At 65.7% G+C, this 24,334-nt stretch carries 22 protein-coding genes; 10 read left to right on the top strand and 12 right to left on the bottom strand.

All coding sequences use genetic code 11. The features are described from left to right. Positions 1-10 precede the first annotated feature (10 nt). The 3 genes from ACHMWQ_RS23530 (at position 11) to ACHMWQ_RS23520 (ending at position 2,885) form a co-directional block, all read left to right on the top strand. The gene (locus tag ACHMWQ_RS23530; protein WP_396309329.1) at positions 11-1,441 is read left to right on the top strand and encodes a homospermidine synthase; all 1,431 of its coding nucleotides are present in this window, start codon (positions 11-13) and stop codon (positions 1,439-1,441) included. A 496-nt stretch (positions 1,442-1,937) separates the two neighbouring features. After that, positions 1,938-2,084, top strand: coding sequence for a DUF1127 domain-containing protein (locus ACHMWQ_RS23525; RefSeq protein WP_266330395.1), 147 nt, complete (start codon positions 1,938-1,940; stop codon positions 2,082-2,084). A 438-nt stretch (positions 2,085-2,522) separates the two neighbouring features. Next, positions 2,523-2,885, top strand: coding sequence for a hypothetical protein (locus ACHMWQ_RS23520; RefSeq protein WP_354551419.1), 363 nt, complete (start codon positions 2,523-2,525; stop codon positions 2,883-2,885). A gap of 214 nt (positions 2,886-3,099) precedes the next feature. On the opposite strand, the gene ACHMWQ_RS23515 is transcribed toward ACHMWQ_RS23520, so the two are convergent. The 12 genes from ACHMWQ_RS23515 to ACHMWQ_RS23460 form a co-directional block, all read right to left on the bottom strand. Then, positions 3,100-4,083, bottom strand: a complete 984-nt coding sequence (locus tag ACHMWQ_RS23515) for a WD40 repeat domain-containing protein (protein WP_396309328.1) — start codon at positions 4,081-4,083, stop codon at positions 3,100-3,102. A 124-nt stretch (positions 4,084-4,207) separates the two neighbouring features. Further along, the gene (locus ACHMWQ_RS23510) at positions 4,208-5,284 is read right to left on the bottom strand and encodes a CobW family GTP-binding protein (protein ID WP_396309327.1); all 1,077 of its coding nucleotides are present in this window, start codon (positions 5,282-5,284) and stop codon (positions 4,208-4,210) included. 430 nt (positions 5,285-5,714) lie between these two features. After that, the gene (locus ACHMWQ_RS23505; RefSeq protein WP_396309326.1) at positions 5,715-6,701 is read right to left on the bottom strand and encodes a dipeptide ABC transporter ATP-binding protein; all 987 of its coding nucleotides are present in this window, start codon (positions 6,699-6,701) and stop codon (positions 5,715-5,717) included. Then, positions 6,698-7,705, bottom strand: a complete 1,008-nt coding sequence (locus tag ACHMWQ_RS23500; RefSeq protein ID WP_396309325.1) for an ABC transporter ATP-binding protein — start codon at positions 7,703-7,705, stop codon at positions 6,698-6,700. Before ACHMWQ_RS23500 ends, ACHMWQ_RS23505 begins: the two co-directional genes overlap by 4 nt. Position 7,706: 1 nt before the next feature. Then, a complete protein-coding gene (locus tag ACHMWQ_RS23495; protein ID WP_396309516.1) occupies positions 7,707-8,615 on the bottom strand; it encodes an ABC transporter permease subunit in 909 nt (302 codons plus the stop codon). Between the two features lie 4 nt (positions 8,616-8,619). Beyond that, complete coding sequence (locus tag ACHMWQ_RS23490) at positions 8,620-9,630, bottom strand: ABC transporter permease subunit (RefSeq protein WP_396309324.1); 1,011 nt, start codon at positions 9,628-9,630, stop codon at positions 8,620-8,622. 204 nt (positions 9,631-9,834) lie between these two features. Beyond that, the gene (locus ACHMWQ_RS23485; protein WP_354551408.1) at positions 9,835-11,424 is read right to left on the bottom strand and encodes an ABC transporter substrate-binding protein; all 1,590 of its coding nucleotides are present in this window, start codon (positions 11,422-11,424) and stop codon (positions 9,835-9,837) included. Between the two features lie 142 nt (positions 11,425-11,566). Next, positions 11,567-12,493 carry an NAD(P)-dependent oxidoreductase gene (locus tag ACHMWQ_RS23480; RefSeq protein WP_396309323.1) on the bottom strand — a complete coding sequence of 309 codons (927 nt, stop codon included), beginning with the start codon at positions 12,491-12,493 and terminating at the stop codon, positions 11,567-11,569. Positions 12,494-12,597: 104 nt separating this feature from the next. Then, positions 12,598-13,404 carry a creatininase family protein gene (locus ACHMWQ_RS23475; RefSeq protein WP_396309322.1) on the bottom strand — a complete coding sequence of 269 codons (807 nt, stop codon included), beginning with the start codon at positions 13,402-13,404 and terminating at the stop codon, positions 12,598-12,600. Positions 13,405-13,485: 81 nt separating this feature from the next. Further along, on the bottom strand, positions 13,486-14,889 hold the full coding sequence (locus ACHMWQ_RS23470) for an 8-oxoguanine deaminase (protein WP_396309515.1): 1,404 nt from the start codon (positions 14,887-14,889) through the stop codon (positions 13,486-13,488). Between the two features lie 15 nt (positions 14,890-14,904). Then, entirely contained in the window at positions 14,905-16,260 is a 1,356-nt protein-coding gene (locus ACHMWQ_RS23465; RefSeq protein WP_396309321.1) for an 8-oxoguanine deaminase, read from the bottom strand. Between the two features lie 85 nt (positions 16,261-16,345). Continuing rightward, complete coding sequence (locus tag ACHMWQ_RS23460) at positions 16,346-16,735, bottom strand: RidA family protein (RefSeq protein ID WP_396309320.1); 390 nt, start codon at positions 16,733-16,735, stop codon at positions 16,346-16,348. 414 nt (positions 16,736-17,149) lie between these two features. Between ACHMWQ_RS23460 and ACHMWQ_RS23455 the strand changes: the two genes are divergently transcribed. The 7 genes from ACHMWQ_RS23455 (at position 17,150) to ACHMWQ_RS23425 (ending at position 23,864) form a co-directional block, all read left to right on the top strand. Further along, positions 17,150-18,163, top strand: a complete 1,014-nt coding sequence (locus ACHMWQ_RS23455; protein ID WP_396309319.1) for an ABC transporter substrate-binding protein — start codon at positions 17,150-17,152, stop codon at positions 18,161-18,163. Positions 18,164-18,259: 96 nt separating this feature from the next. After that, positions 18,260-19,081, top strand: a complete 822-nt coding sequence (locus ACHMWQ_RS23450; protein ID WP_354551397.1) for an ABC transporter ATP-binding protein — start codon at positions 18,260-18,262, stop codon at positions 19,079-19,081. Continuing rightward, on the top strand, positions 19,078-19,956 hold the full coding sequence (locus ACHMWQ_RS23445) for an ABC transporter permease (RefSeq protein ID WP_396309318.1): 879 nt from the start codon (positions 19,078-19,080) through the stop codon (positions 19,954-19,956). The genes ACHMWQ_RS23450 and ACHMWQ_RS23445 overlap by 4 nt, the downstream gene beginning before the upstream one ends. Before the next feature lies 1 nt (position 19,957). Beyond that, positions 19,958-21,271: a cytosine deaminase gene (locus ACHMWQ_RS23440; RefSeq protein ID WP_396309317.1), complete on the top strand. Its 1,314-nt coding sequence runs from the start codon at positions 19,958-19,960 to the stop codon at positions 21,269-21,271. Positions 21,272-21,273: 2 nt separating this feature from the next. Continuing rightward, the gene (locus ACHMWQ_RS23435; RefSeq protein WP_396309316.1) at positions 21,274-22,689 is read left to right on the top strand and encodes an FAD-binding oxidoreductase; all 1,416 of its coding nucleotides are present in this window, start codon (positions 21,274-21,276) and stop codon (positions 22,687-22,689) included. 1 nt (position 22,690) lies between these two features. After that, positions 22,691-23,272, top strand: coding sequence for an NAD(P)H-dependent oxidoreductase (locus ACHMWQ_RS23430; protein WP_396309315.1), 582 nt, complete (start codon positions 22,691-22,693; stop codon positions 23,270-23,272). Positions 23,273-23,276: 4 nt separating this feature from the next. Beyond that, the gene (locus ACHMWQ_RS23425; protein ID WP_396309314.1) at positions 23,277-23,864 is read left to right on the top strand and encodes an NAD(P)H-dependent oxidoreductase; all 588 of its coding nucleotides are present in this window, start codon (positions 23,277-23,279) and stop codon (positions 23,862-23,864) included. Positions 23,865-24,334: the final 470 nt, after the last annotated feature.

Raw genomic sequence — 24,334 nt, 5'->3', positions numbered from 1 at the left:
GTGTCTCGCTATGACGACTTGGCCTGTCTACGGTCGCATCAATGGCCCCGTGGTCATCATCGGCTTCGGTTCGATCGGGCGAGGGTTCCTCCCGCTGATCAGGCGCCATTTCGCGCTCGACCAGCCGCAGATCACGGTCATCGAACCGAGCAGTGAAAACGTCGGACTGATGGCCACCTACGGCGTGAAGCACGTCAAGGCGGCGCTGACGCGGGAAAACTTCCGCGAGATCCTGGCGCCGCTGCTGGCTCCCGGCGGTTTCTGCGTCAATCTCTCGGTCGACACCTCCTCGCTCGACATCATGAAGCTCGCCCGCGAAATGGGCAGCCTCTATATCGATACGGTGATCGAGCCCTGGCCGGGCTTCTATTACGATCACAAGGCCGATCCGGCCTCGCGCTCCAACTATGCGCTGCGCGAAGAGCTGCTGACGGAAAAGCGCGCCAATCCCGGCGGTCCGACCGCGGTTTCCTGCTCCGGCGCCAATCCGGGCATGGTGTCGTGGTTCGTCAAGCAGGCGCTGCTCGACGTGGCGCGCGACCTCAACATCGAGCATGACGAGCCGAAGACGCGCCGCGAATGGGCAGCCCTGATGAAGGCGACCGGCGTCAAGGGCATCCACATCGCCGAGCGCGACACCCAGCGCGCCCGCGTCGCCAAGCAGCTCGACACCTTCATCAACACCTGGTCGGTCGAGGGCTTCATCTCCGAAGCGCTGCAGCCGGCCGAGCTTGGCTGGGGCACGCATGAGCGCTGGATCCCGGACCATGCCCGCACGCATGACACCGGAAGCGGCGCGGCGATCTTCCTGCTCGGCCCGGGCGCCGATACGCGCGTGCGCTCCTGGTGCCCGACGCCGGGCCCGCAGCTCGGCTACCTCGTGACGCATAACGAGGCGATCTCGATCGCCGACCACTTCACGGTGCGCGAAGAGGGCGAAGTCGTCTATCGCCCGACCTGCCACTACGCCTACCACCCGTCCAACGACGCGGTGCTGTCCCTGCACGAAATGTTCGGCCGCGCCGGCAAGCGCCAGTCGAAGCAGCACATCCTCAGCGAGGAAGAGATCATCGCCGGTCGCGACGAGCTCGGCGTGCTTCTGTACGGCCATGCCAAGAATGCCTACTGGTATGGCTCGCGGCTGACGATCGACGAGGCGCGCGAAAACGCGCCCTACCAGAACGCTACCGGCATGCAGGTGACGTCGGCGGTGATCGCCGGCATGGTCTGGGCGCTCGAGCATCCGACCGCCGGCATCGTCGAGGCGGACGAGATGGACTACCATCTCTGCCTGCGCATCCAGCGGCCCTATCTCGGCACCGTCGAGGGCATCTACACCGACTGGACGCCGCTCACCGATCGCCCGGGCTTCTTCCCGGAAGACATCGACGAGAGCGACCCCTGGCAGTTCCGCAACGTGCTGGTCCACAATCTGGGCTGACTTCTCCGACGCGAGGCGGAGTCCTTCGCCTCTCCCTCAGGGAGAGGTGAGCATGGCGCCTTCGCCGGCGCGACGCGTTCATTCTGAGAGTGGCGCTCAAGTCGAGCAAGACCATGAGGACCGGGCTTTGGCCCGGTCTTTTTTTATGCGCTTGCCGGGGCAGGGCGCATCCGCCGTCGATGCCGCCTGCCGATTAGGCAGGGCCCGCGGCTGCCGCGACATGCGTCACGGGCATGTCTCCGCCGGCTTGCCGCCCCGATGCGAGCACATTCGGTACCTGGGTGCCGCAATTCGGCCGCAGCGCTTAATGTGCAGTGCAATATGACAGCGAAATTAATGCTGCTCTGCGTCAGGCGCATCGCTGGCATGAGCTTTTTCGCAGTGCTCATTCCGTCGGCATCAGCCTATATCAGCGTCAACAAGAACGGCGACAGAGAAATCCGGCGCCAGTTCGACAGAGATCAGACCGAATTCAAAAGGACATCCGAAAATGGCTATGAACATCGTTGCTTCCTACAAGACCTGGCGCAAGTTCCGCGAGACCTACAACGAGCTTTCCCGCCTGAACAACCGCGAGCTTGCTGACCTCGGCATTCACCGCGGCGAGATCGAGCGCGTCGCCAAGCAGGCCGTCGGTTACTAAGACTTCCGACACGCGCTATAAGTTCAAGGAATTCGCAGGGAACCTCCTCCCCTCCAAGTCCCTGCGATCGGCGCCGCGCTGACCTCCTCCCCGGCAACGCGCCACCTTCAAACGCCCGTCGACCTCCTCCCCGACGGGCGTTTCTTCTTCGACGCCATGCCGTTTTCCTCCCAAAACCATGCGTCAGACGCCGGCAGACGCGACCGAGTCTCGAGCCTCCCCTTCGGCTCCCGGTCGCGCGCCGGCGTCATTTTTTTTGGGCCTTGGCTCTCCGCCCGCTCCGGGCCGGCACGCGCCCCAGGCGGGCAGACCGAACATCCCACCTTGGAATGATTTTGACTTACCTTCCGTAACGTCGTAACGGCGTTTCGGGGGCGTTTGACGGGATGAGTCGGCCCCGCTTCCGGAGGGGAATTCGACATGCCAAGAATTAGCCAGATGTTTATCGGGACCGCGGTGATTTATGTGATCATCGGCATGCTGGGCGGCATCATCATGGGCGCGCAGCAGGACTTCAGCCTTGCGCCGGCCCATGCCCATCTCAACCTGATCGGCTGGGTATCGCTCGCGCTGATGGGCTTTTATTACAACGCCAATCCCGCCAAGGCCGAGAGCCGGCTCGCGCTGATCCAGTTCTGGGTCTCGACGATCGGCCTCTGGATCATGATCCCGGGCCTGGTGCTGACGCTGCGCGGCGCACCGGCCGGCGAACCGATCGTCATCCTGGGATCGCTGATCACGCTGGTCGGCATGATCCTGTTCGCGACCGCGATCTTCCGCAAGGCCCCCAGCCTGCGCTGAAGTATTTGGCCCGCGCGTCTCCGCACCTCTCCCTGAGGGAGAGGTCGGAGCGAAGCTCCGGGTGAGGGTTTAGGGAACCTTCGGAAGAAGGCGCGACGGCCGGGAGACAGGTCGGTGAGGTCGTAAGCCCTCACCCGCCGACCTGCGGTCGTCGACCTCTCCCTCAGGGAGAGGTGAAAGGGCAGCCAGCTTCGTGAGCGTCTCGCTGGCCGTCTCAGCCGGCGAGGTCGATGACGCCGGCTTCGCCGCCTTCGGTGCCGAAGACGAGGCGGATGCCCTTCTTGTCCCAGGCGAGCGCGCTGATCGGGCCGCCATCGGCCGGCTTGCGCAAGATCGCTTCATCGCTGTCGGCAAAGCGAACCGCCAGCACCATGCCGTCCCGGTAGCCGATCGCCACGACTTCCTCGGTCGGGTGGCAGGCGACGAAGCTGACGATCTGGTCGCGCACGCCCAGCTGCAGCGGCTGCTTGCCCATGGGGCCGTCCTTGAAGTGGAACGGCCACAGCACGGCCATTTCCGCGCCCGACGTCGCGAGGAACCGGCCCTTGGCCGACCACGACATCGACTTCACCTTGCCCGGATAGCCCGACATGCGCATGTGGCCACCGCCGTCGGCGACGCGCCAGCCATGCAGCGAATTCTCCTGCATGGTCGTGATGACGTTCTTGCCATCGGGCGAGAAGGTGACGCCGAGATGCGAGCCCTTCCATTCGAACTCGGTCGGCTTGGCATCCGTGCCGATCCACCAGAGCGACACGCCATTGTAGCGCGCGACGGCGAGGCGCAGCCCCTTGGGCGCGAAGGCGAGGCCGGCGGCGGTGCGCTCATGCTCCAGCACGCGCTCCTTGCCATTGGCGAAGCGCACGAAAACCTGGCGGCCGCTGGCATAGGCGATCGTGCCGTCCGGGCCGCAGGCGACCTGGTCGATCCACTTCTTCGGCTGCACCGCGATCTCGTCGATCTTGCCGCTCGCGTCGATCGCCGTGACGCGACCGTCATCGCCGGTGGTGATCAGCCGGTCGCCATCGAGCGTGCGGGCGGCGGCAAGCAGGCCACCGGAATGGACGTCGTGCTTCTCGGCGGAGGGGCCGCTGACCAGGGCGACCTTGCCGTCGCCGAGCGCGAAGACCGGCTCGGAACCCAGAAACTCGGCGGCGACGACATAGGCGTCGAGAGGAAAGGACTGGATCGTGGGCAAGAGGCGTTTCCGGTCGATGTCTGTCGTGGATTTTGGGAGAGATCAGGCCGCGTCACCCGGAATGTCTTGGGATGACGCGGCCTTCAAGGGTAGAGGGCGGCGAGGGGCCGGCCCGTTCCGGGGCTCAGGCGGCGACGAGGCAATCCTCGAAGCTCTTGCGAAGCGCCTGCTCGTTCAGCTTGCGGCCGATGAAGACGAGACGGCTCTCGCGCTTCTCGCCCTCGGCCCAGGGGCGCTGATGCGTGCCTTCGACGATCATGTGCACGCCCTGCAGCACATAGCGGTCCGGATCCTTGTCCATCGCCAGGATGCCCTTCAGGCGCAGGATGTTCGGACCCTCGACCTGGGTGATCTCCTGGATCCAGGGGAAGAACTTGTTCGGATCGAGCGTGCCGCCGCGCAGCGAGACGCTGAACACGGATTCGTCATGGCGCGGATGGTGGTGGTGATGGTCGTGATCATGGTCATGACCGTGATGGCCATGGTCGTGGTCATGATGGTGGTGATCGTGGCCGCAATTCTCGTCATGGACGTGATCATGGTCATGATCGTCGCCCTCGAGGAATTCCGGGTCGAGCGTCAGGATGCGCTCGAGATCGAAAGCGCCGCGGTCGAGCACCTTGGTGAGATCGATGGCGCAGCGCTCGGTCCGGTGGATCGTCGCATGCGGGTTGATCTCGCGGATGCGGCGCTCGACGGCGGCGAGCTTCTCAGCGTCGACGAGATCGGCCTTGTTGAGCAGGATGACGTCGGCGAAGGCGATCTGTTCCTCGGCCTCCGGCGCGTCGTCGAGCCGGGTCAAAAGGTTCATCGCGTCGGCGACGGTGACGACGGCGTCGAGGCGCGACTTGGCGCGGACATCGTCATCCATGAAGAAGGTCTGCGCGACCGGGGCCGGATTGGCGAGGCCGGTGGTCTCGACCAGGATGCCGTCGAAGCCGCCCGGGCGCTTCATCAGGCCCTCGACGACGCGGATCAGGTCGCCGCGCACCGTGCAGCAGACGCAGCCATTGTTCATCTCGTAGATCTCTTCGTCGCTCTCGACGATGAGGTCGTTGTCGATGCCAATCTCGCCGAATTCATTGACGACGACGGCGTATTTCTTGCCGTGGTTTTCCGAGAGGATGCGGTTCAGCAGCGTCGTCTTGCCGGCGCCGAGATAGCCGGTGAGCACGGTGACCGGGATCTGGGTTTCCGTCATGAAATGTCTCCGGCGCGGAACATCAGCCCGCGCAAAAGGGGGAATGGGTTGCCGCCTGATATAAGGGATGTCGGCGCCGATTGCGATGGGTCACGCTGCGACAATGGCCGTTCGCGTCCGCGCAAAATTTCCATCTCCCAAACATCAATAGGGTGAGGAGCGGTCGCAGGCCGCGTCTCGATCCACGCGCGATTTCGGTGCGTCCTTCGAGACGGCCCTGAAGGGCCTCCTCAGGATGTCGAAGGCGGTGCGTGTTCCGTCCAGATGGCGCCGGCCCTTTACCTCCCCCTGAGGGGGAGGTCGGAGCGAAGCTCCGGGTGAGGGTTTAGGGAACTGTCCGGAGAGGCCGTAAACCCTCACCCGCCGGCCTTCGGCCGTCGACCTCTCCCTCAGGGAGAGGTGAAGGAAAGCGGCTTCCAATTGGGGGGACCTAAGCCGCCCGGTCATCCCGCTCGACGGCCCAGCAGGCGACTTCGGTTTCGCCGTGAAAGCGCAGTTCCGGGCGGTCGACGCGGCATTTGTCGAAGGCGAGCGGGCAGCGCGGGTGGAAAGCGCAGCCGGATGGCGGGTTGAACGGCGAGGGCAATTCGCCCTTCAGCCGGACCCGGTCGCGCTGGCGCTCGGGATCGGCCATCGGCGTCGCCGAAAGCAGCGCCTGCGTATAGGGATGCATCGGCCGCTCGAACAGCTTTTCACGGGGGGCACGTTCGACTACGCGGCCGAGATACATGACCAGGATCTCGTCCGCCATGTGCCGCACGACCGCCAGGCCATGGCTGATGAACAGGTAGGAAAGGCCGAGGCTATCCTGCAGCTCGACCAGCAGGTTGAGCACCTGCGCCTGCACCGACACGTCGAGCGCCGAGACCGGCTCGTCGAGCACCAGGATCTTCGGCCGCAGCATCAGCGCGCGGGCAATCGCGATGCGCTGGCGCTGGCCGCCGGAGAACATATGCGGATAGCGGTCGGCATGCTCGGGGCGAAGGCCGACCCGCTGCAGCATGTCGAGCACGGCGGCCTTGCGTTCGGCCGCGCTCATTTCCTTCCGGTTGATCACCAGCGGCTCGGCCAGCGCATCGATGATCCTCTGGCGCGGATTGAGCGAGCCATAGGGGTTCTGGAAGACGATCTGCACGTCGGAGCGCAGCTTCTTCAGCGCCGCCTTGTCGGCGGTGACGATGTCGGTATCGCCGATGACGAGCTGCCCCTCGCTCGGCTCCTCGATCATGGTGACGAGGCGGGCGAGGGTGGACTTGCCGCAGCCGGATTCGCCGACGACGGCCAGCGTCTTGCCGGCGTGCAGGGTGAAGCTGGCCTCGGCCAGCGCCTTGATGGTGGCGGCGGGCTTGAAGGCGCCGCGGCTCACCGAATAGAAGCGCGCCAGCTTGCTGGCTTCGAGGACGACGGGCGCGTTCATGCCGCGACCTCCCTGCCTTCGGGGTGGGGATGGCCGATCGGCCGGCCATGCGTCAGCGGATAGTGGCAGAGCGCGAAGCCGGCGATGGCGCCCTGGCGCGGCGGCAGCTTGGTGCGGCAGCGTTCGGTGGCGAAGCGGCAGCGCGGCTCGAACAGGCAGGCCGGCGGCCGGTCGAACTGGCCGGGCACGACGCCGGGGATCGAGGGCAGGCGCTTGCCCGTCGCGCGTTCCGGCAGGGCGGCCAGCAGCGCCGCCGTATAGGGGTGGTGCGGATCGGCGAAGAGTGGGCCGACCGGCTGTTCCTCGATCTTTTGCCCGGCATAATGCACCGAGACGCGCTCGGCCGTTTCGGCGACGACGCCCATGTCGTGGGTGATCAGCACCAGGCCGGTATGGGTCTCGCGCTGCAGCGAGACGAGCAGCTCCAGGATCTGCGCCTGGATGGTCACGTCGAGCGCCGTGGTGGGTTCATCGGCGATGATCAGCTTGGGCCGGCAGGCGAGCGCGATCGCGATCATCACGCGCTGGCTCATGCCGCCGGAAAGCTGATGCGGGAAGGCGGAAAGCCGCCGTTCGGGATCCGGGATGCCGACGGCCTCGAGCAGTTCGATCGAACGCTTTCGGCGCTCGCTCTTGGAAAGGCCGAGATGGACCTTCAGGCTTTCGCCGATCTGGTAGCCGACCGTGAAGCATGGGTTGAGGCTCGACATCGGCTCCTGGAAAATCATCGCCATGTCCTTGCCGACGAGCCGGCGCCGCTCGCGCGGCGTCAGCGTCAGCAGGTCGCGGCCGTCAAAGGCGAGCGTCTTGGCCGAGACGGTGGCGGTCCAGGGCAGCAGGCCCATCACCGCCAGCATGGCGACCGACTTGCCGGAGCCGGATTCGCCGACGATCGCCAGGATCTCGCCGCGGTCGACCGTGAGCGACACGCCGTCGACGGCGCGGAACTGGCCGGAGCCGGTCTTGAAGTCGACCGTCAGGTCGGAGATTTCGAGAAGCGGCATGTCAGCTCCTCCGCATTTTCGGGTCGAGCGCATCGCGCAGCCCGTCGCCGACAAGGTTGATGGCAAGCACGGTGATCAGGATGGCGAGGCCGGGCTCGGTGACGATCCAGGGCGCGGATTGCAGGAATTCGCGCGCCGAGGCGAGCATCGCGCCCCATTCGGGCGAGGGCGGCTGCGCGCCGAGGCCGAGGAAGCCGAGCGCCGCTGCCTCCAGGATGGCGTTGGAGATGGTCAGCGCCGCCTGGACGATGATCGGCGCCATGCAATTGGGCAGTACCGTCTTGAACATGATCCGCAGCGTGCCGGCGCCGCCGACGCGGGCCGCCGTCACATAGTCGCGCGTCTTCTCCTGCATTGCCGACGCCCGCACCAGGCGGACGTAATAGGGAAGGTAGACCACGGTGATCGCGATGATCGTGTTGGTCAGGCTCGGGCCGATGATGGCGACGATGACGATGGCGAGCAGCAGGCTCGGCACCGACAGGATGACGTCCATCGCCCGCATGATCACGATTGACGGCCAGCCCGGCGCGAAGGCGGCGACCAGGCCGAGCACGATGCCAACCACCATCGAGGCGACCACCACCGACAGGCCGATGAACAGCGACAGCCGGGCGCCGAAGATCAGGCGCGAGAGCATGTCGCGGCCGATCTCGTCGGTGCCGAGCAGGAAGGCGCTATTTCCCCCCTCGACCCAGGCGGGCGGGATGCGGGTGAACTCACGGAACTGCTCGATCGGCGAATAGGGCGCCAGGAAATTGGCGAAGATGGCGACGAAGACCAGCAGGCCGAGCAGGATCAGCCCGATCAGGGCGGCGCGGTTTTCGGAGAAGTCGCGGAAGAAGGAGGCGAAGGGACCGGGCGGCGCCTTCGGCTCGACCATGGCGGCGGCGGTCCGCTCGGCAGGCATTCTGTCAGCGGGCATGGCGGATCCTCGGGTTGAGCACGCCGTAGAGCAGGTCGACGAGAATGTTGATGACGATGACGATGCCGGAGACCAGCAGGATGCCGCCCTGCAGCACCGGATAATCGCGACGCTGGATCGATTCGATCAGCCAGGAGCCGATGCCGGGCCAGGAGAAGATGTATTCGGTCAGCACCGCACCGGCCATCAGCGCGCCAACCTGCAGGCCGATCACCGTGACGACGGGGATCAGCGCGTTGCGAAGCGCATGGATGCCGACGACGCGGAAGGGCGACAGGCCCTTGGCGCGGGCGGTGCGGACGTAATCCTCGCCGAGGATTTCCAGCATGGCCGAGCGGGTCATGCGGGCGATGGTGGCGAGCGGAATGGTGCCGAGCACGATGGTCGGCAGGATCAGATGCGATACGGCCGAGCTGAACGCGCCCTCCTGGCCGGAGAGCCAGCTGTCGATCAGCATGAAGCCGGTGACGGGCTCGAAATAATAGAGCAGGTCGATGCGGCCCGAGACGGGAGTCCAGCCGAGATCGACCGAGAAGAACAGGATCAGCAGCAGGCCCCACCAGAAGATCGGCATGGAGAAGCCGGTCAGCGCCGCGCCCATCAGCGTGTAATCGACGAAGGTGCCGCGCCGGGTCGCCGCGATCACGCCGGCCGGAATGCCGAGGATCGTCGCGAACAGCATGGCGCAAATGGCCAGTTCCAGCGTCGCCGGAAACAGCGTCGTGAATTCGGTCAGGATCGGCGTCTGCGTCGAGATCGAGGTGCCGAAATCGCCATGCGCGATCTGCCAGAGATAGTCGAGGAACTGTTTCCACACCGGCTGGTCGAGACCGAGTTCATGGCGGAAATGCGCCAGACGCTCGGGCGAGATGCCGCGCTCGCCGGTACGGGCCTCGACCGGGTCGCCCGGCACGAGCCGGATCGCGATGAAGGTGAGGAAGGCGATGGCCAGGAAGGTCGGAATGACCAGCAGCACGCGCCGGATGATGAAACTGAACATGGTGATACCGCCTGGAAGGCGAGGCGGGAGGCGCCGTCACGGCCGTCATCCCCGCGAAAGCGGGGATCCGCCCTGGCCCTTGCGGGCCGGCGGATCCTGGGGCTTGCGTGAGCCTGCCGGACCGCGCGCGACGCGGCCCGCCAGGCTCATGGCATTACCCGGAACGACGGAGGTGTGGTGCCCCCCGTCCTCGTCCGTCGCTTGCTACTCGAGACCGACTTCGGCGAATTCACGCCGTCCGAGCGGGCTGACCTTGTAGTTCGTCACGTTCTTGCGGATCGGCTCGTACACGATCGAATGCGCGACGTTGAAGACCGGCGCTTCTTCATGCGCGATCACTTGCATCTGCTCATAGAGCTTGGCGCGCTCCGCCACGTCGAAGGTCGACTTGGCCTTCTGGAACAAGGCCTCGAAGTCCTTGTTGCACCACTTCGACAGGTTCTGGCCGCCCGGACGGGCGCCCTCGCAGCCGAGCAGGAAGAAGAAGTTGTCGGGATCGCCATTGTCGCCGCTCCAGCCGAGCTGGCCCATCTGGTGCTCGCCGGCCTGCATGCGCTTGCGGTATTCGCCCCACTCATAGGAAACCAGGTGGGTCTTGATGCCGACCTTCTCGAAATCCGCCTGCATCAGTTCGGCGATGCGCTTGGCGTTCGGGTTGTAGGGGCGCGTTACCGGCATCCACCACAGATCGCTCTCGAAGCCTTCCGCGACGCCGGCGGCCTTCAGCATTTCCTTGGCCTTGGCCGGGTCATACTTGTAGGGCTCGATCGCGTCGTTGTAGCTCCAGATCGTCGGCGGAATGAAGTTCTTGGCCGCCTGGCCGGCGCCGCCATAGACGTCCTTGATGATCGTCGCCTGGTCGATCGCCATCGTCAGAGCCTGGCGCACTTCCTTCTTGTCGAAGGGCGGCTTGGTGACGTTGAACGACAGATAGGCGATGTTGAGGCCCGGCTGCGACAGCAGGTTGACGTTCGCGTCCTTGCCCATGGCGTCGAGGTCGGCCGGGTTCGGGCCGATCATCACCTGGCATTCGTTCTTCTGCAGCTTGGCCCAGCGCGCGGTCGGGTCCTTGGTGATGGCGAAGACGAGGTCGTCGATCTTGGCCTTCGGGCCCCAGAAGTCCGGGAACGCCTTGAAGCGGATGACGGCGTCCTTCTGGTAGGCGACGAAGGTGAAGGGACCGGTGCCGATCGGCTGCTGGTCGACCGTCTCGGGCTTGCCCGCCTTCAGCATCGCGTCGGCATATTCGGCCGACATGATGGTGGCGAAATCCATGCCGAGATTGGCGAGGAAGGGCGCGTTCGGCTTGGTCAGCGTGAACTTGACCGTGTAGTCGTCGACCTTGTCGATCGACTTCAGCAGCGTCGGCATCTCCATGTCGTTGAAGTAGTCATACGCGCCGCCGGAGACCTTGTGGTAGGGATTGTCTTCCTTCCACATCCGGTTGAACGAGAACAGCACGTCGTCGGCGTTGAAGTCGCGCGTCGGCTTGAACAGCTTCGACGAATGGAACTTCACGCCCTTGCGGAGGTGGAACGTGACTTCCATTCCGTCGGGCGACACGTCCCAGCTCTCGGCCAAGGCCGGGCGGATCTTGGTCGTGCCCGGCTCGAACTCGACGAGCTGGTTGAACACCGGCCGGGCGGCGTCGAACGACGTGCCGGTGGTGTTGATCTGCGGGTTGAAGTTTTCCGGGCTGCCTTCCGAGCAGTAGACCAGAGTTTTCGCCTCGGCCGCCGAAGCGAGGCCGGCGGCCAGCATGGTTGCCGCCAACAGGCGGGCAAAATTCCTCATTCAAAACTCCCCTGGCTAGCGCCATCCAAAGCGCTTTAGGCCCGCCTTTTAAACCGGGTTCCTTGAGGAACCTCATCTTGGCGGGAAAGCTGCAGTCGAGCCGAGGCCGGCCACTATTGCAAGAGGGATTTTGGCCGCTTGATCAAAGATTGAGCGCGCCACGAACTTTGGCAACGATCGCCGCCGAGGAGCGCAGGTGGGATTCGAGCGTCAGGTCGGCGATGCGCGGCGTCAGAACGAGATTGGGGACAGCGGCGAAGATCGAGCCGGCCTCGCTGTTGAGCGGCTCGGTTTCGAAGCCGTCGAAGGCGGCACCGCGCAGGCGGCCGATCGACAGCATGTTGGCGACCGCTGCTTCGTCGACGACGCCGCCGCCGCCGACCGAAATCAGCACCGCGGTCGGCTTCAGCCTGGCCAGCGCCACCGTGCCGACGCGACCGATCAGTTCGGGACGGGCGGGCAGGTGGACGCTGACCACATCGGATTCGCTGAGCAGCGCGTCGAACTCGACCCGCTGGACATCGCGCCAGACGGGATGGGCGGATTTCAGGAACGGATCCCAGCCGATCACCTTCATCCCGAGCGCCTGGGCGCGCTGGGCGGCGGCGCGGGCGCCGAAATCGAGCCCGACCAGGCCGATCGTGCGGCCGTTGATCTCGCGGCCGACGAGATGGCCGCGCGGCCACTTGCCGGCCATCACCTCGCGCGTCGCGAAGAAGGCGCCGCGCATCAGCATCATGGCGCTGGCGATGACATATTCGCCGATCGCGTCGGCCATCATGTCGGGCGCGCGGACGATCGAGACGCCGCGCGCCTCGCAGCTCAGCATGTCGATATTGTCGGAAACGGCGCCGACCTGGCCGATGACGCGCAGGTCGAGCGCCTGCGCGATCAGGGGGATGTCGACCACCGTCCGGTCGCGGATGATCAGCGCCTTGGCGTGGCGCACGGCGCGCGACAGGCTCGGCAGGTCGCTGCCGAGCGTCGGCTCGTAATGAACCTCGAAATCGCGGGAGAGATCCGCGATCGCGTTCTTGTGCATGAACTCGGAAATGACAATGTCGACCACGCCCGCCCCCGGACATACGCTCCGTCAGATGCGGCCGCGCTGTTGCGTCATGCTAGCAACAGACGCCTGACATTCCCAAGCGTTTTCGGTCGAATTCCGTAGTTTCAGGCCGGCGCCTTCCAGAGTCGGGCCAGATCGAAGCGGGCCATTTCCTGCAGCAGCTCGACGAAGGCCGATGCCTGGTAGTCGACCATCTGCCGGCCCCGATCGGCGGTTGCACGCGAGGCGTCGCCGACGGCGCCCTTGGGGTTGAGATCCTGCGCCTTCCAGGCCGCGCGCGCCGGGGCGCTGTGGAAGCGGAGGCGCTTGAACTCCTTCAGGAGGTCAAGCTGGGTCGAGCGGAAGTCCTCTGTCTTTGACATGTCGACCAGATCGGGCCGGAAATGCAGCATGATCGAGGTTTCGACGTCGCCGCCATGGATGCCGTAGAGATATTCCTCGGCCGGCACCATGCCTTCGGGTTCGCCGACGGCGGTCCAGCCGGTCGAGACCACCAGCATCTCGTGCTTGATGCGCAGCTCGCGGGCGATGATGTCGGCGACCGGCACGTTGCCGCCATGCGAGGTGACGATGACGAGCTTGCGGACGCCGGCGCGGGCGATGCTGTCGCCGATCTCCATCCACATGCGGATCGCGGTTTCCCACGTGAAGGTCAGCGTTCCGGGCGAGGAGATGTGCTCGTTCGACTTGCCGATCGACTGCAGCGGCAGGAAGGTCGCCGGCAGCCCCTCGGGCAGCATCTCGATGACGCGCTTCACCATCCCTTCGCCGATGCAGGCATCGGTGAACACGGGCAGGTGCGGGCCGTGCTGCTCGATGGCGCAAACCGGCAGGACTGCGATCCAGTCCTTTTCGCCGCCCAGGAAGGAAGGCGCCTGCATCTCATGCCAATAGGGGCGGGGAAGGGTCATTCCGAAGTCTCTTTCACGGATCGTTGCGATGGGGCCGGCGGACATGGGCCGCGCCTGCCGGGCAGGAAGGAATGCCTGTTGTCATAGCGCTTCCAGGAAGGCGCGCGAAGCCTGATGATGCTCGTGGCGAAGGCGCGCGACATCGACGCCGACCGGCGCGCCGTCCTCGACCCGCCATTCGCCCTTCACCATGACGCGGTCGGCCGCGTGCGCGCCGCAGAGCACGAGAGCGGCGATCGGATCGCCCGCGCCGGAGAAGCGCAGATCGTCGAGCGACCAGAACGCAATGTCGGCCTGCTTGCCGATGGCGATGGCACCCAGATCGTCGCGGCCGAGGCAGCGGGCCGAACCTTCCGTCGCCCAGCGCAGCGCGTCGCGATGGGCGACGCTCGCCGCATCATAGCGCAGCCGGCCGATCATCAAGGCGTGGCGGACGGCTTCCATCAGGTTGGAATTGTCGTTGGAGGCCGAGCCATCGACGCCGAGACCGACGGGTGAGCCTGCCGCTTCCAGCTCCTTCGTCCGGCAGATGCCGGAGGCGAGCACCATGTTGGAGGTCGGGCAATGGCAGATGCCGACGCCGTGGCGGCCAAGCTTCGTGACCTCCGCATCGTCGAAATGGATGCCATGCGCGAGCCAGGTCCGGTTCGACAGCCAGCCGCATTCCTCCAGATAGTCGACCGCCGACATGCCGTGCCGGGCATGGGCGAAATCGGCTTCCTGCTTCGTCTCGACGAGGTGGGTGTGCAGCCGACAATCGTGCCTCTCGGCCAGCGCCGCCGTCTCGCGCATCAGCCGCATCGACACGTCGAAAGGCGCGCAGGGGGCGAGCGCGACGCGGGTCATCGCGCCGTCCGAACGGTCGTGGTAGCGGCCGATGACGCGCTCGCAATCGGCGAGGATGACGTCGGTGTCCTGCGTCGCGCCGCCGGGCGCCACCGCCTGGCTGTCGTCGCCGGCCTTGTCGCCGACGACATCAAGCGCGCCGCGCGACAGGGTCATGCGCAGGCCGACGGCTTCCGCCTCCTCGGCCTCGATGTCGAGCGCGTGCTCGAGGCCGGCCGGGAACATGTAGTGGTGGTCGGACGCGCAGGTGCAGCCCGACATCAGCAGTTCCGTCACTGAAAGCCGGGCGGCGAGGCGGAAATTGTCGGCGTTCACATGCCGCGTCCAGATCGGATAGAGCGCCTCGATCCACGGCCAGAGCGATTTGTTGATCGCCTTGGGATGCGCCCGCGTCATGGTCTGGAAGAAGTGGTGGTGGGTGTTGACGAGGCCGGGCGTCACGACATGCCGGCCGGCGTCGAAGATCGTCTGAACCGGGTGGGCGGGTTCGGCGCCCTTGCCCACCAGCTCCACGATCCGGCCGCCTTCGACCACGACGCCGCGCTCGGCGCCATCCGCCAGCACGGCGATCGGGTCCTTGATCCAGGTGCGGGCGGTGCGCTTCGTCTCCCTCTCCCGTTGCGCGGGCGAGGGCGCCAGTGGGAGCCTGGCCACCTACACCGACTCCAGAAAGGCCTTCGCCGCCTGGCCGTGTTCGTAGCGGAGCCTGGCCAGGTCCATGCCGACCGGCACGCCCTCCTCGACGCGCCAGTCGCCCTTCACCATGACGCGGTCGGCCTTGTAGGCGCCGCAAAGGACGAGGGCGGCGAGCGGGTCGCCAGCGCCGGAAAAGCGCAGTTCGTCCAGCGTGTAGAGCGCCATGTCGGCCTGCTTGCCGACGGCGATCGAGCCGATGTCGTCGCGGCCGAGGCAGCGCGCCGAACCCTGCGTCGCCCAGCGGAACGCGTCGAAATGGGTGACGCTTTCGGCATTGTAGGTGAGGCGATTGATCATCAGGGCGTGGCGGACGCCTTCCATCAGGTTGGAATTGTCGTTCGACGCGGAGCCGTCGACGCCGAGGCCGACCGGCGAGCCCGCGGCTTCCAGCTCCTTCGTCCGGCACTGGCCGGAGGCGAGCACCATGTTGGAGGTCGGGCAATGCGAGACGCCGACGCCATGGCGGCCGAGGCGCATCACTTCCTCGTCGTTGAAGTGGATGCCGTGCGCCAGCCAGACCCTGTCGTTGAGCCAGCCGCATTCCTCGAGATAATCGACCGGCCGGTAGCCGAAATGCTCCATGCAGTAGTCGTTCTCGTCGCGGGTCTCGCCGAGATGGGTATGCAGCCGGCAACCGCAGCGCTCGGCGAGCGCCGCCGTCTCTACCATCAGCCGCTTGGTGACGTTGAAGGGCGCGCAGGGGGCGAGCGCCACCTGCAGCATCGAGCCTTCGGACTTGTCGTGGTAGCGGTTAATCACGCGCTCGCAATCGGCCAGGATGACGTCGGTATCCTGCACCGCGCCCTGGTCGGCATTGCCACCGTCTTCCGTCGTCAGGTTGAGTGCGCCGCGTGTCAGCGTCATGCGGACGCCGAGCTTGCCGGCCTCTTCCGCCTGGATGTCCATGGCGTCATCGAGGCCCGGCGGGAACAAATATTGGTGATCGGAAGCGGTGGTGCAGCCCGAGATCAGCAGCTCGGTCAGGGCCAGGCGGGTGGCAAGCCGCAGATTGTCCGGATTGACGTTCTTCGCCCAGATCGGGAACAGCGCCTGCAGCCAGGGGAACAGTTCCTTGTTGATCGCCGCCGGGTGCGCCCGGGTTAGCGTCTGGAACATGTGGTGATGCGTGTTGACGAGACCGGGCGTCACGACATGACGCGAGGCGTCGAAAACCTTGTGGACCGGATGGCTCGGCTCGGCGCCCTTGCCCACCAGTTCCTGGATCTTGCCGTTCTCGACGACGACTCCGCGTTCCGCCCCTTCGGCGAGGACCGCGATTGGATCCTTCAGCCAGACTCTCTCGCTCGTCGTCATGTCGTTTCCTGTCCTGTCGCGCGTCGCTGGACGCGGGGTGCCGCTGGCGGCCGGCATCGCAAGATGCGCGCCAGCCCCCGGCCGTTCATTCCGCCCGGGCGGCGACGGCCTCGATCTCGACCAGGAATTCCGGCCGGGTGAAGCCGCCGACAATGTAGAGGGTGGAAGCCGGCAGCGGGTCGCTGACGAAGCGATCGCGCACGTTCATGTAGCGGCGCATGTCCTCGCGCCGGGTGACGAAGGCGTTGAGGCGGACGATGTCGGAGAGATCCATGCCGCCGGCGGCGAGGATCGAGCGGATGTTCTCGAAGCAGATCTCGGCCTGCGCCTCGATGTCCTCCGGAATGCTGTCATCGGCGCGGATGCCGAGCTGGCCGGAGGTGAAGATGAAGCGGCTGCCGGCCGGGGCCTCGACGCCGTGGCTGTAGCGGCCGAAGGGCGGACGGATGTCCGTGGGGGTCAGGGGAAGGTTCACCGATGGGCTCCGGGGTCAGCAATGCGGGCGAGAAGGGTAGGGGCGGGACCGCTCCGGTGGCAAGGGCGGGCGCGTGGCCGAGGGCGCGGACAAGCCCTGGAGCGCAGGGCCGCCGTCGACTGCCTGCTCGCTGCGCAGCCGGGCCGGCATCGTTTCGCTTTGGGTGCTCAGAATCATGCCCGCTGCCGCTATCTTGGGCAGAGTTCGTCGCATAATATGCCGCGACTTTCCGAAGGGCAGGCGGAGGACAGGGCCTGGCACCGGGGCGCCGTCCGGCCACGCGAGGGGCGTTGCGTGGCATGTGTCTTGCGTCGGGAGCCTGATTTCTGGGCTTCGGGCCACGAACCGGGCAAGCCCGTTCGGAAACAACACGATCTGCGGCCGCTGGGGTTGCCGCAACAAGGGGAAGGCGAAGTGCTCATGACATCCATCAGGACTAAGTTCATCGGTCTGGCGGCCGGCGCGGCGGCGGTGGCCTTTTCCGGCCAGGCCTTCGCCCTCGACGAAGTCAGCTTCGGCACCAACTGGCTGGCCCAGGCCGAGCATGGCGGCTTCTACCAGGCCGTCGCCGATGGCACCTACGAGAAGTACGGTCTCAAGGTCACGATCGTGCAGGGCGGCCCGCAGGCGGCCAACCGCCAGCTGATGCTGGCCGGCAAGACCACCTTCAACATGGCCGGCAATCTGGTCGAGACCTTCGCCGCCGTCGAGGAAGGCATTCCGCTGGTCGAGGTCGCCGCGATCTTCCAGAAGGAACCGCAGGTCCTGATCGCCCATCCCGACGTCGAGAAGTTCGAGGACCTCGCCAAGCTCGACACGCTGCTGCTGTCGAAGGATGGCTATGCCTCCTATTTCCAGTGGATGAAGTCGGCCTATCCGGGCTTCCGCGACGAGCAGTTCAAGCCCTACACCTTCAATCCCGCGCCGTTCCTGGCGGATCCGAAGTCGGCCCAGCAGGGCTACATCACCTCCGAGCCGTTCGAGATCGCCAAGCAGGCTGATTTCAAGCCCAAGCTGTTCCTGCTCGCCGACCAGGGCTTCAGCACCTATTCGACGCTGATCGAAGGCACGCAGGAATATGTCGCCGCGAATCCCGACATCGTCCAGCGCTTCGTCGATGCCTCGACGGTTGGCTGGTACAATTATCTGTACGGCGACAACAAGGCTGCCAACGACCTGATCAAGAAGGATAATCCCGAGATCACGGACGAGCAGATCGCCTACACGATCCAGACCATGAAGGATTACGGCCTGGTCGATTCCGGCGATACGCTCGACAAGGGCATCGGCTGCATCACCGATGCGCGCGTGCAGGATTTCTACGAGAAGATGGTCAAGGCCGGCGTCACCAAGCCGGGTCTAGACCTGTCCAAGGTCTACACGACCAAGTTCACCTGCAAGGGCGTGGGCAAGGAACTGAAGAAGTAGGGGCGGCGACGCTCCAGGCATTGCCGGGCTCGGTCCGGCAATGCCATCGCCAGTCTGGTGGCGCGTTTCGCCACTTTAGTTGAGGAAACGGATTTCTTGTCTCTCGCACCCAGCAGCCCGCCCTCCGCCTTGTCCGGACGGCCTATCGTGCGCCTCGAGCATGTATCGAAGACCTTCTCGAACGGAACCATCGCGCTGAAGGACATGTCGCTGTCGATCGGCGCCGGCGAGTTCATCAGCCTGCTGGGCCCCTCGGGCTGCGGCAAGTCGACGGCGCTGCGGATGCTGGCGGGACTGGGCGAACCGAGCTCCGGCAAAATCGTCTGGCCCGACCAGCCCGAGCCGAAGGCCAGTGACAAGAGCGAGGGCGAGATCGGCTTCGTGTTCCAGGAGCCGACGCTGATGCCCTGGGCGACCGTGTTCAAGAATGTCTGGCTGCCGCTGCGCCTCAAGGGCATCTCGCAGGCCGCCGCGCGGCCCCGCGTGATGGAAGCGCTGGAGATGGTCGGGCTCGACAAGTTCGCCGATTCCTATCCGCGTGAGCTCTCGGGCGGCATGAAGATGCGCGTCTCGATCGCCCGCGCGCTGGTCACCCGCCCGCGCATCCTGCTGATGGACGAGCCCTTCGCGGCGCTGGACGAGATCACCCGCCAGAAGCTCAATGACGACCTGCTGCGCCTCTGGGAGCAGTTCGGCTGGACCATCGTCTTCGTCACCCATTCGGTTTTCGAATCCGTCTACCTGTCGAGCCGCATCGTCGTCATGGCCGCCCGTCCGGGCCGCGTCATTGACGAGATCGACGTCGATGCGCCGCATCCGCGCGGCATCGGCTTCCGCACCTCGCAGGCTTATGGCGACTATTGCCGCCGGGCTTCGGAATCCCTTCTTTCCGCCATCGGAGCGGCCGACCACCTATGACCAGCATCGATCAGGGCCCGTCCGTGGCCCATGCCGCGCAGGAGACTGCGCATCCGGAACCCGCCATCGTGCCGGCGCCGTCCATGCCGGTCACCGAGCGCGTGCTGCGCGTCGCCATCCCGCTCGTGATGCTCGCCGGCCTGATCGGCCTCTGGGCCTGGTATGTCGCGGCCTACAACATCCCGAAATACATACTGCCGGGCCCGGACCTGGTGCTGCAGTCGCTGATCAAGGATTGGCCGATCCTCGGTACCGCGCTGCTGGTGACGCTGAAGATCACCTTCGCGGCGCTCGGCATCGCGCTGGTCGGCGGCGTCGCGCTGGCGATCCTGCTCACCTCGTCCAAATGGGTCGAGCTGGCGCTGTCGCCCTACATGGTGATCCTGCAGGTGACGCCGGTCGTTGCCATCGCGCCGCTCATTCTGATCTATGCGCCGTCGACCCAGTCGGCGCTGCTGATCTGCGCCTGGATCGTCGCCTTCTTCCCGGTGCTCTCCAACACGACGCAGGGCCTGAAGAGCACGGACCACAATTTGCTCAACCTGTTCGAGCTCTATGGCGCCAGCCGCTGGCAAACGATGATCCACCTGAAGCTGCCGGCCGCGCTGCCCTATTTCCTGGCGGGCCTGCGCATCGCCGGCGGTCTCGCGCTGATCGCCGCCGTGGTGGCGGAATTCGCCGCCGGTTCGGCCGGCGCCGGCTCGGGCCTCGCCTTCCGCCTGCTCGAATCGCAATACCGCCTCAACATTCCCCGCCTGTTCGCGGCGCTGATCCTGCTCTGCGGCACCGGTGTCGTGATCTATGGCGCCACCAGCCTGATCTCGCACCTGGCGCTCCGCCGCTGGCACGAGAGCGCGATCCGGCGGGAGAATTGAGATGACGAAGGGTTTTGCCGCGATCCCCGATGCGGATCGCTATGTGCTGGCCAATGCGACGCTGCCCTCGGTCACCGTCGACGGCTTTGATGGGCGCGATGTCGGCGAGGGGCTGATGCGCGCCGATATCGTCGTCGCCGACGGCAGGATCGAGGCGCTGCGGCCGGCCGGCAGCGTCGCCGAGCTGCCGGTCTTCGATCTCGACAAGGGCCAGGTCTGGCCCTGCTTTGTCGACATGCACACCCATCTCGACAAGGGCCATATCTGGGCCCGCCGCGAGAACCCGACCGGCGATTTCGCCGGGGCGCTCGCCGCCGTTGATGCCGATCGCGACGCGAACTGGTCGACCGCCGACGTTCGGGCGCGCATGGAATTCTCGCTCCGCTCGGCCTATGCGCACGGCACGAAGCTGATCCGCACGCATATCGATTGCGTGCCGCCGCAGTTCCCAGCCTCCTGGCCGGCCTTCGCCGAGGCGCGCGACGCCTGGGCCGGCCGCGTCGACCTGCAGGCCGTGGCGCTGTCGCCGATCGAGCTGTTCCTCGACGAGACGGTGCGCAAGCGCCTGACCGACACGGTTGCCACCTATGGCGGCGTGCTGGGCGGGTTCACCTACATGACGCCGGGGCTGGAGACCGCGCTCGACCATCTCTTCGCCATGGCCTCGGAAAACGGCTTCGACATCGATCTGCATGTCGACGAGACTGCCGATCCGAATGCCCGTTCGCTCCAGGCGATCGCAGAAGCGGCGATCCGCACCGATTATGAGGGGCAGGTCACGGTCGGTCATTGCTGCTCGCTGGCGCGGCAGGAGGAGAGCGAGGCGGACCGGACGATGGATCTCGTCGCCGAGGCCGGCCTTGCCGTCGTCTCGCTGCCGATGTGCAATCTCTATCTGCAGGACCGGCATGCCGGCCGCACGCCGCGCTGGCGCGGCGTGACGCTGCTCAACGAGATGGAAGAGCGCGGCATCCGCGTCGCCGTCGCTTCCGACAATACGCGCGACCCGTTCTATGCCTATGGCGACCTCGACGCCGTCGAGGTGTTCCGCGAGGCGGTGCGCATCCTGCATCTCGACCATCCGCTCGATGGCGCCGCGCGTGTCGTCACCACCAATCCCGCCGCGATCCTGCGCCGTTCCGATGTTGGCCGCATCCGCGTCGGCGACCCGGCCGATCTGGTGCTGTTCCGCGCCAGGACCTGGTCGGAATTCCTGTCGCGCCCGCAATCCGATCGCATTGTTTTGCGCCAGGGCAAGGCGATCGACCGGACCTTGCCCGATTATCGCGACCTCGATTCCCTGTTTGGACACTGATCATGGCTCACCAATTCCGTAACGACCTCGAAGCGCTGAAGGCCGATCTCGACGGCATCGCCATCGAGGAGAATCCCGCGCTGGTGAAGCAGAAGAGCCGTGACTTCTTCTGGTACTCGCCCGTCCTGAAGGCCCAGCTCGACAACGTTACCGCCGATCTGGTGGCGACGCCGAAGGACGAGGCGGAGGTAATCCGCATCCTCAAGGCCGCCTTCAAGCACGACGTTCCGGTCACGCCGCGCGGCACCGGTACCGGCAATTACGGCCAGGCCATGCCGCTTTCCGGTGGGCTCATCCTGAACCTTGCCGAGATGAACAAGGTCAAGGAGATCCACCCCGGCCGCGTTATCGCCGAGCCCGGCGTCGTCGTCGCCCAGCTCGACGCCGAGACGCGCGCCCATTCCGGCCAGGAACTGCGCATCCATCCCTCGACCGCCAAGACGGCGACGATCGGCGGCTTCATCGCCGGCGGTTCCGGCGGCGTCGGCTCGATCCGCTGGGGCGGCCTACGCGATATTGGCAACGTGCTGCGGCTCCGGGTCGTCACCATGGAGGCCGAGCCGCGCGTCCTGGAACTGACCGGCTGGGAACTGCACAAGGTGATGCACGCCTATGGCACCAACGGCATCATCACCGAAGTCGAGATGCCGCTGACCACGGCCTATGATTGGGTCGACGTGCTGGTCGGGTTCGACGATTACATGGACGCGGTGCGCTATGCCGACAGCCTCGGCAATGCCGATGGCCTGCTGCTCAAGGAACTCGCCACCGTCGCGGCGCCGATCCCCTATGACTATTTCCTGCGCCACCAGAAATTCCTGAAGCCCGGCCAGTCGCTGGCGATCGTCTCGCTCGCGCCGCATGCGGTCGACGCCTTCGTCGCCTTCACTGAGCGGGCCAAGGGCGAGATCGTCTTCCGCTCCGACACGGCCGAGGATCTGAAGGGCCTGCCGCCGGCTTACGAGCTCGGCTGGAACCACACGACGCTGCGGGCGATCCGCGTCGATCCGTCGATCACCTATCTGCAGTCGATGTATCCGCCGCCGCACCATATCGAGAAGATCGAGACGCTGACGAAGCTGCTCGGCGACGAGGTGCCCGGCCATCTGGAATTCGTCCGCTTCGACGGCAAGATCACGCCGATGGGCCTGCCCATGGTGCGCTACACCACCGAAGAGCGGCTGGAGGAGATCATCCGCATCCATGAGGACCATGGCTGCCCGATCTTCAATCCGCACCGCTACACGCTGGAGGAGGGCGGCATGAAGCAGACCGACCTCGCCCAGCTCGCCTTCAAGCGCGAGGCGGACCCGAAGGGCCTGCTCAATCCGGGCAAGATGATCGCCTGGGAAGATCCGGACTTCGATTTCACCACTACCAAGACCTTCCTGTTCCCGGGACTGCAGCAGGCGAGCTGACATGCGCGTTCTGGTGCTCTACGCGCATCCGGTCGAGACGAGCTTCCACGCGGCGGTGCATCGCACCGTCGTCGAAGCTTTGGCGCGCGCCGGGCACCAGGTCGATGATTGCGACCTCTACGCCGAGGGCTTCGATCCCGTGCTGTCGCGACAGGAGCGGATCGACTACCACGACCTCGCCCGCAATCGCCGCAACGTCGATCCCTATGTCGAGCGCCTCTTGAAGGCCGAGGCGCTGGTGCTCGTCTATCCCGTCTGGAACTTCGGCTTTCCCGCAATCCTGAAGGGCTTCTTCGACCGGGTGTTCCTGCCCGGCGTGTCGTTCCGGATGGAAGGCGGCAAGGCGGTCAACAATCTGCAGAACATCCGCAAGCTCGCGGCGGTGGCGACCTATGGCGGCGCGCGCTGGAAGGCGCTGCTCGTCGGCGACCCGCCGCGGAAGAGCGTCCGGCGCGTGCTCCGGGCGCAGACCCGGCCCCTCGGCCGCGTGCCCTACTTGGCCCATTACGACATGAACCGCTCGACGGAGGTGACGCGCTCGGCGTTCCTCCGGCGCGTATCGAAAGAGATGGAACGTTTTTAGAGCCATGCGCGCCCTTGTCGTTTTCGCCCATCCCGTGCCGGAAAGCTTTGGCGCCGCCCTGCGCGACACCACCGTGGCCGCGCTTCGCAACGCCGGCCATGAGGTCAAGCTGCTCGACCTCTATGCCTCCGGTTTCGATCCGGTGATGGGGGCGGACGAGCGCCGCGTCTACAACGAGCCCGGCATCAACGAGCTTCCGGTCGCCGACCATCTCGCCCTGATCAAGTGGTGCGAGATCCTCGTCTTCGTCTATCCGACCTGGTGGTACGGCCCGCCGGCCATGCTGAAGGGCTGGCTGGAGCGGGTTTGGGTGCCGCATGTCACCTTCACCATGCCGACGGCGACGCAGGGGCCGCGCCCGGGCATGACCAACATCCGCAAGATCGCCGTGGTGACGACCTGCGGCGCCAGCTGGATGCTGTCGAAATTCGTCGGCGAGCCGGGTCGGCGCATTCTCCTGCGCGGCATCCGCACGCTCTGCCATCCGCTCTGCCGCACCAGCTATACCGCGCATTACAAGATGGACAGTTCGACGCCGGAAAGCCGGGCGCGCTACCTGGAGAAGGTTGGCCGAAAGATCGGCAAGCTGTAGCCCCGCATTGCCCGCATCAACGTGACCATTGCGAGCCACGGTGTGTTGCCTCATTTTCATGGAATGAGCGAGAGCCTGAAAAAGCATGAGCGGATGGAACTGCGGAAAGCCATTGGCAACCGTTCCATTCCTGCCCCGGCCGTCCGACCCTACTTACGAGGGCCGGACTATCTGATCTCGTACGCCTGCTTTGCTTGTAGGAAATCGTGGAAATGCAGTGGCGATACGGATCACGCGTGTCCCGAATGCCAAAGACCTCTCGCCTTGATGGGGCGCTCCTTCCGCGCGCCTAGAAGGCGCGACGTCGATCAGTGGGAGAAGATCAGCAGGCTGTGGGCAGCGGGGTTCCGATTTTGGAGCTATCGAAGCTTCCGTGGCGCAGAGCCGTATCCTGATGATCTCAGAGACGTCGATGACTGGATCCGTCGCAACCCCGGACATCCCATGCGAATACGGGGCTTGAGCGGGTA

Source organism: Kaistia sp. UC242_56, assembly GCF_044452255.1.
Taxonomy (GTDB): Bacteria; Pseudomonadota; Alphaproteobacteria; order Rhizobiales; family Kaistiaceae; genus Kaistia; species Kaistia defluvii_A.
This window is presented reverse-complemented; position numbering and strand designations above follow the sequence as displayed.

Coding starts and splice junctions, on each gene's coding strand:
- ACHMWQ_RS23530 (WP_396309329.1), top strand. CDS start 11: ATGACGACTTGGCCTGTCTACGGTCGCATCAATGGCCCCGTGGTCATC.
- ACHMWQ_RS23525 (WP_266330395.1), top strand. CDS start 1,938: ATGAACATCGTTGCTTCCTACAAGACCTGGCGCAAGTTCCGCGAGACC.
- ACHMWQ_RS23520 (WP_354551419.1), top strand. CDS start 2,523: ATGTTTATCGGGACCGCGGTGATTTATGTGATCATCGGCATGCTGGGC.
- ACHMWQ_RS23510 (WP_396309327.1), bottom strand. CDS start 5,284: ATGACGGAAACCCAGATCCCGGTCACCGTGCTCACCGGCTATCTCGGC.
- ACHMWQ_RS23505 (WP_396309326.1), bottom strand. CDS start 6,701: ATGAACGCGCCCGTCGTCCTCGAAGCCAGCAAGCTGGCGCGCTTCTAT.
- ACHMWQ_RS23500 (WP_396309325.1), bottom strand. CDS start 7,705: ATGCCGCTTCTCGAAATCTCCGACCTGACGGTCGACTTCAAGACCGGC.
- ACHMWQ_RS23495 (WP_396309516.1), bottom strand. CDS start 8,615: ATGCCTGCCGAGCGGACCGCCGCCGCCATGGTCGAGCCGAAGGCGCCG.
- ACHMWQ_RS23490 (WP_396309324.1), bottom strand. CDS start 9,630: ATGTTCAGTTTCATCATCCGGCGCGTGCTGCTGGTCATTCCGACCTTC.
- ACHMWQ_RS23485 (WP_354551408.1), bottom strand. CDS start 11,424: ATGAGGAATTTTGCCCGCCTGTTGGCGGCAACCATGCTGGCCGCCGGC.
- ACHMWQ_RS23475 (WP_396309322.1), bottom strand. CDS start 13,404: ATGACCCTTCCCCGCCCCTATTGGCATGAGATGCAGGCGCCTTCCTTC.
- ACHMWQ_RS23465 (WP_396309321.1), bottom strand. CDS start 16,260: ATGACGACGAGCGAGAGAGTCTGGCTGAAGGATCCAATCGCGGTCCTC.
- ACHMWQ_RS23445 (WP_396309318.1), top strand. CDS start 19,078: ATGACCAGCATCGATCAGGGCCCGTCCGTGGCCCATGCCGCGCAGGAG.
- ACHMWQ_RS23440 (WP_396309317.1), top strand. CDS start 19,958: ATGACGAAGGGTTTTGCCGCGATCCCCGATGCGGATCGCTATGTGCTG.
- ACHMWQ_RS23435 (WP_396309316.1), top strand. CDS start 21,274: ATGGCTCACCAATTCCGTAACGACCTCGAAGCGCTGAAGGCCGATCTC.
- ACHMWQ_RS23430 (WP_396309315.1), top strand. CDS start 22,691: ATGCGCGTTCTGGTGCTCTACGCGCATCCGGTCGAGACGAGCTTCCAC.
- ACHMWQ_RS23425 (WP_396309314.1), top strand. CDS start 23,277: ATGCGCGCCCTTGTCGTTTTCGCCCATCCCGTGCCGGAAAGCTTTGGC.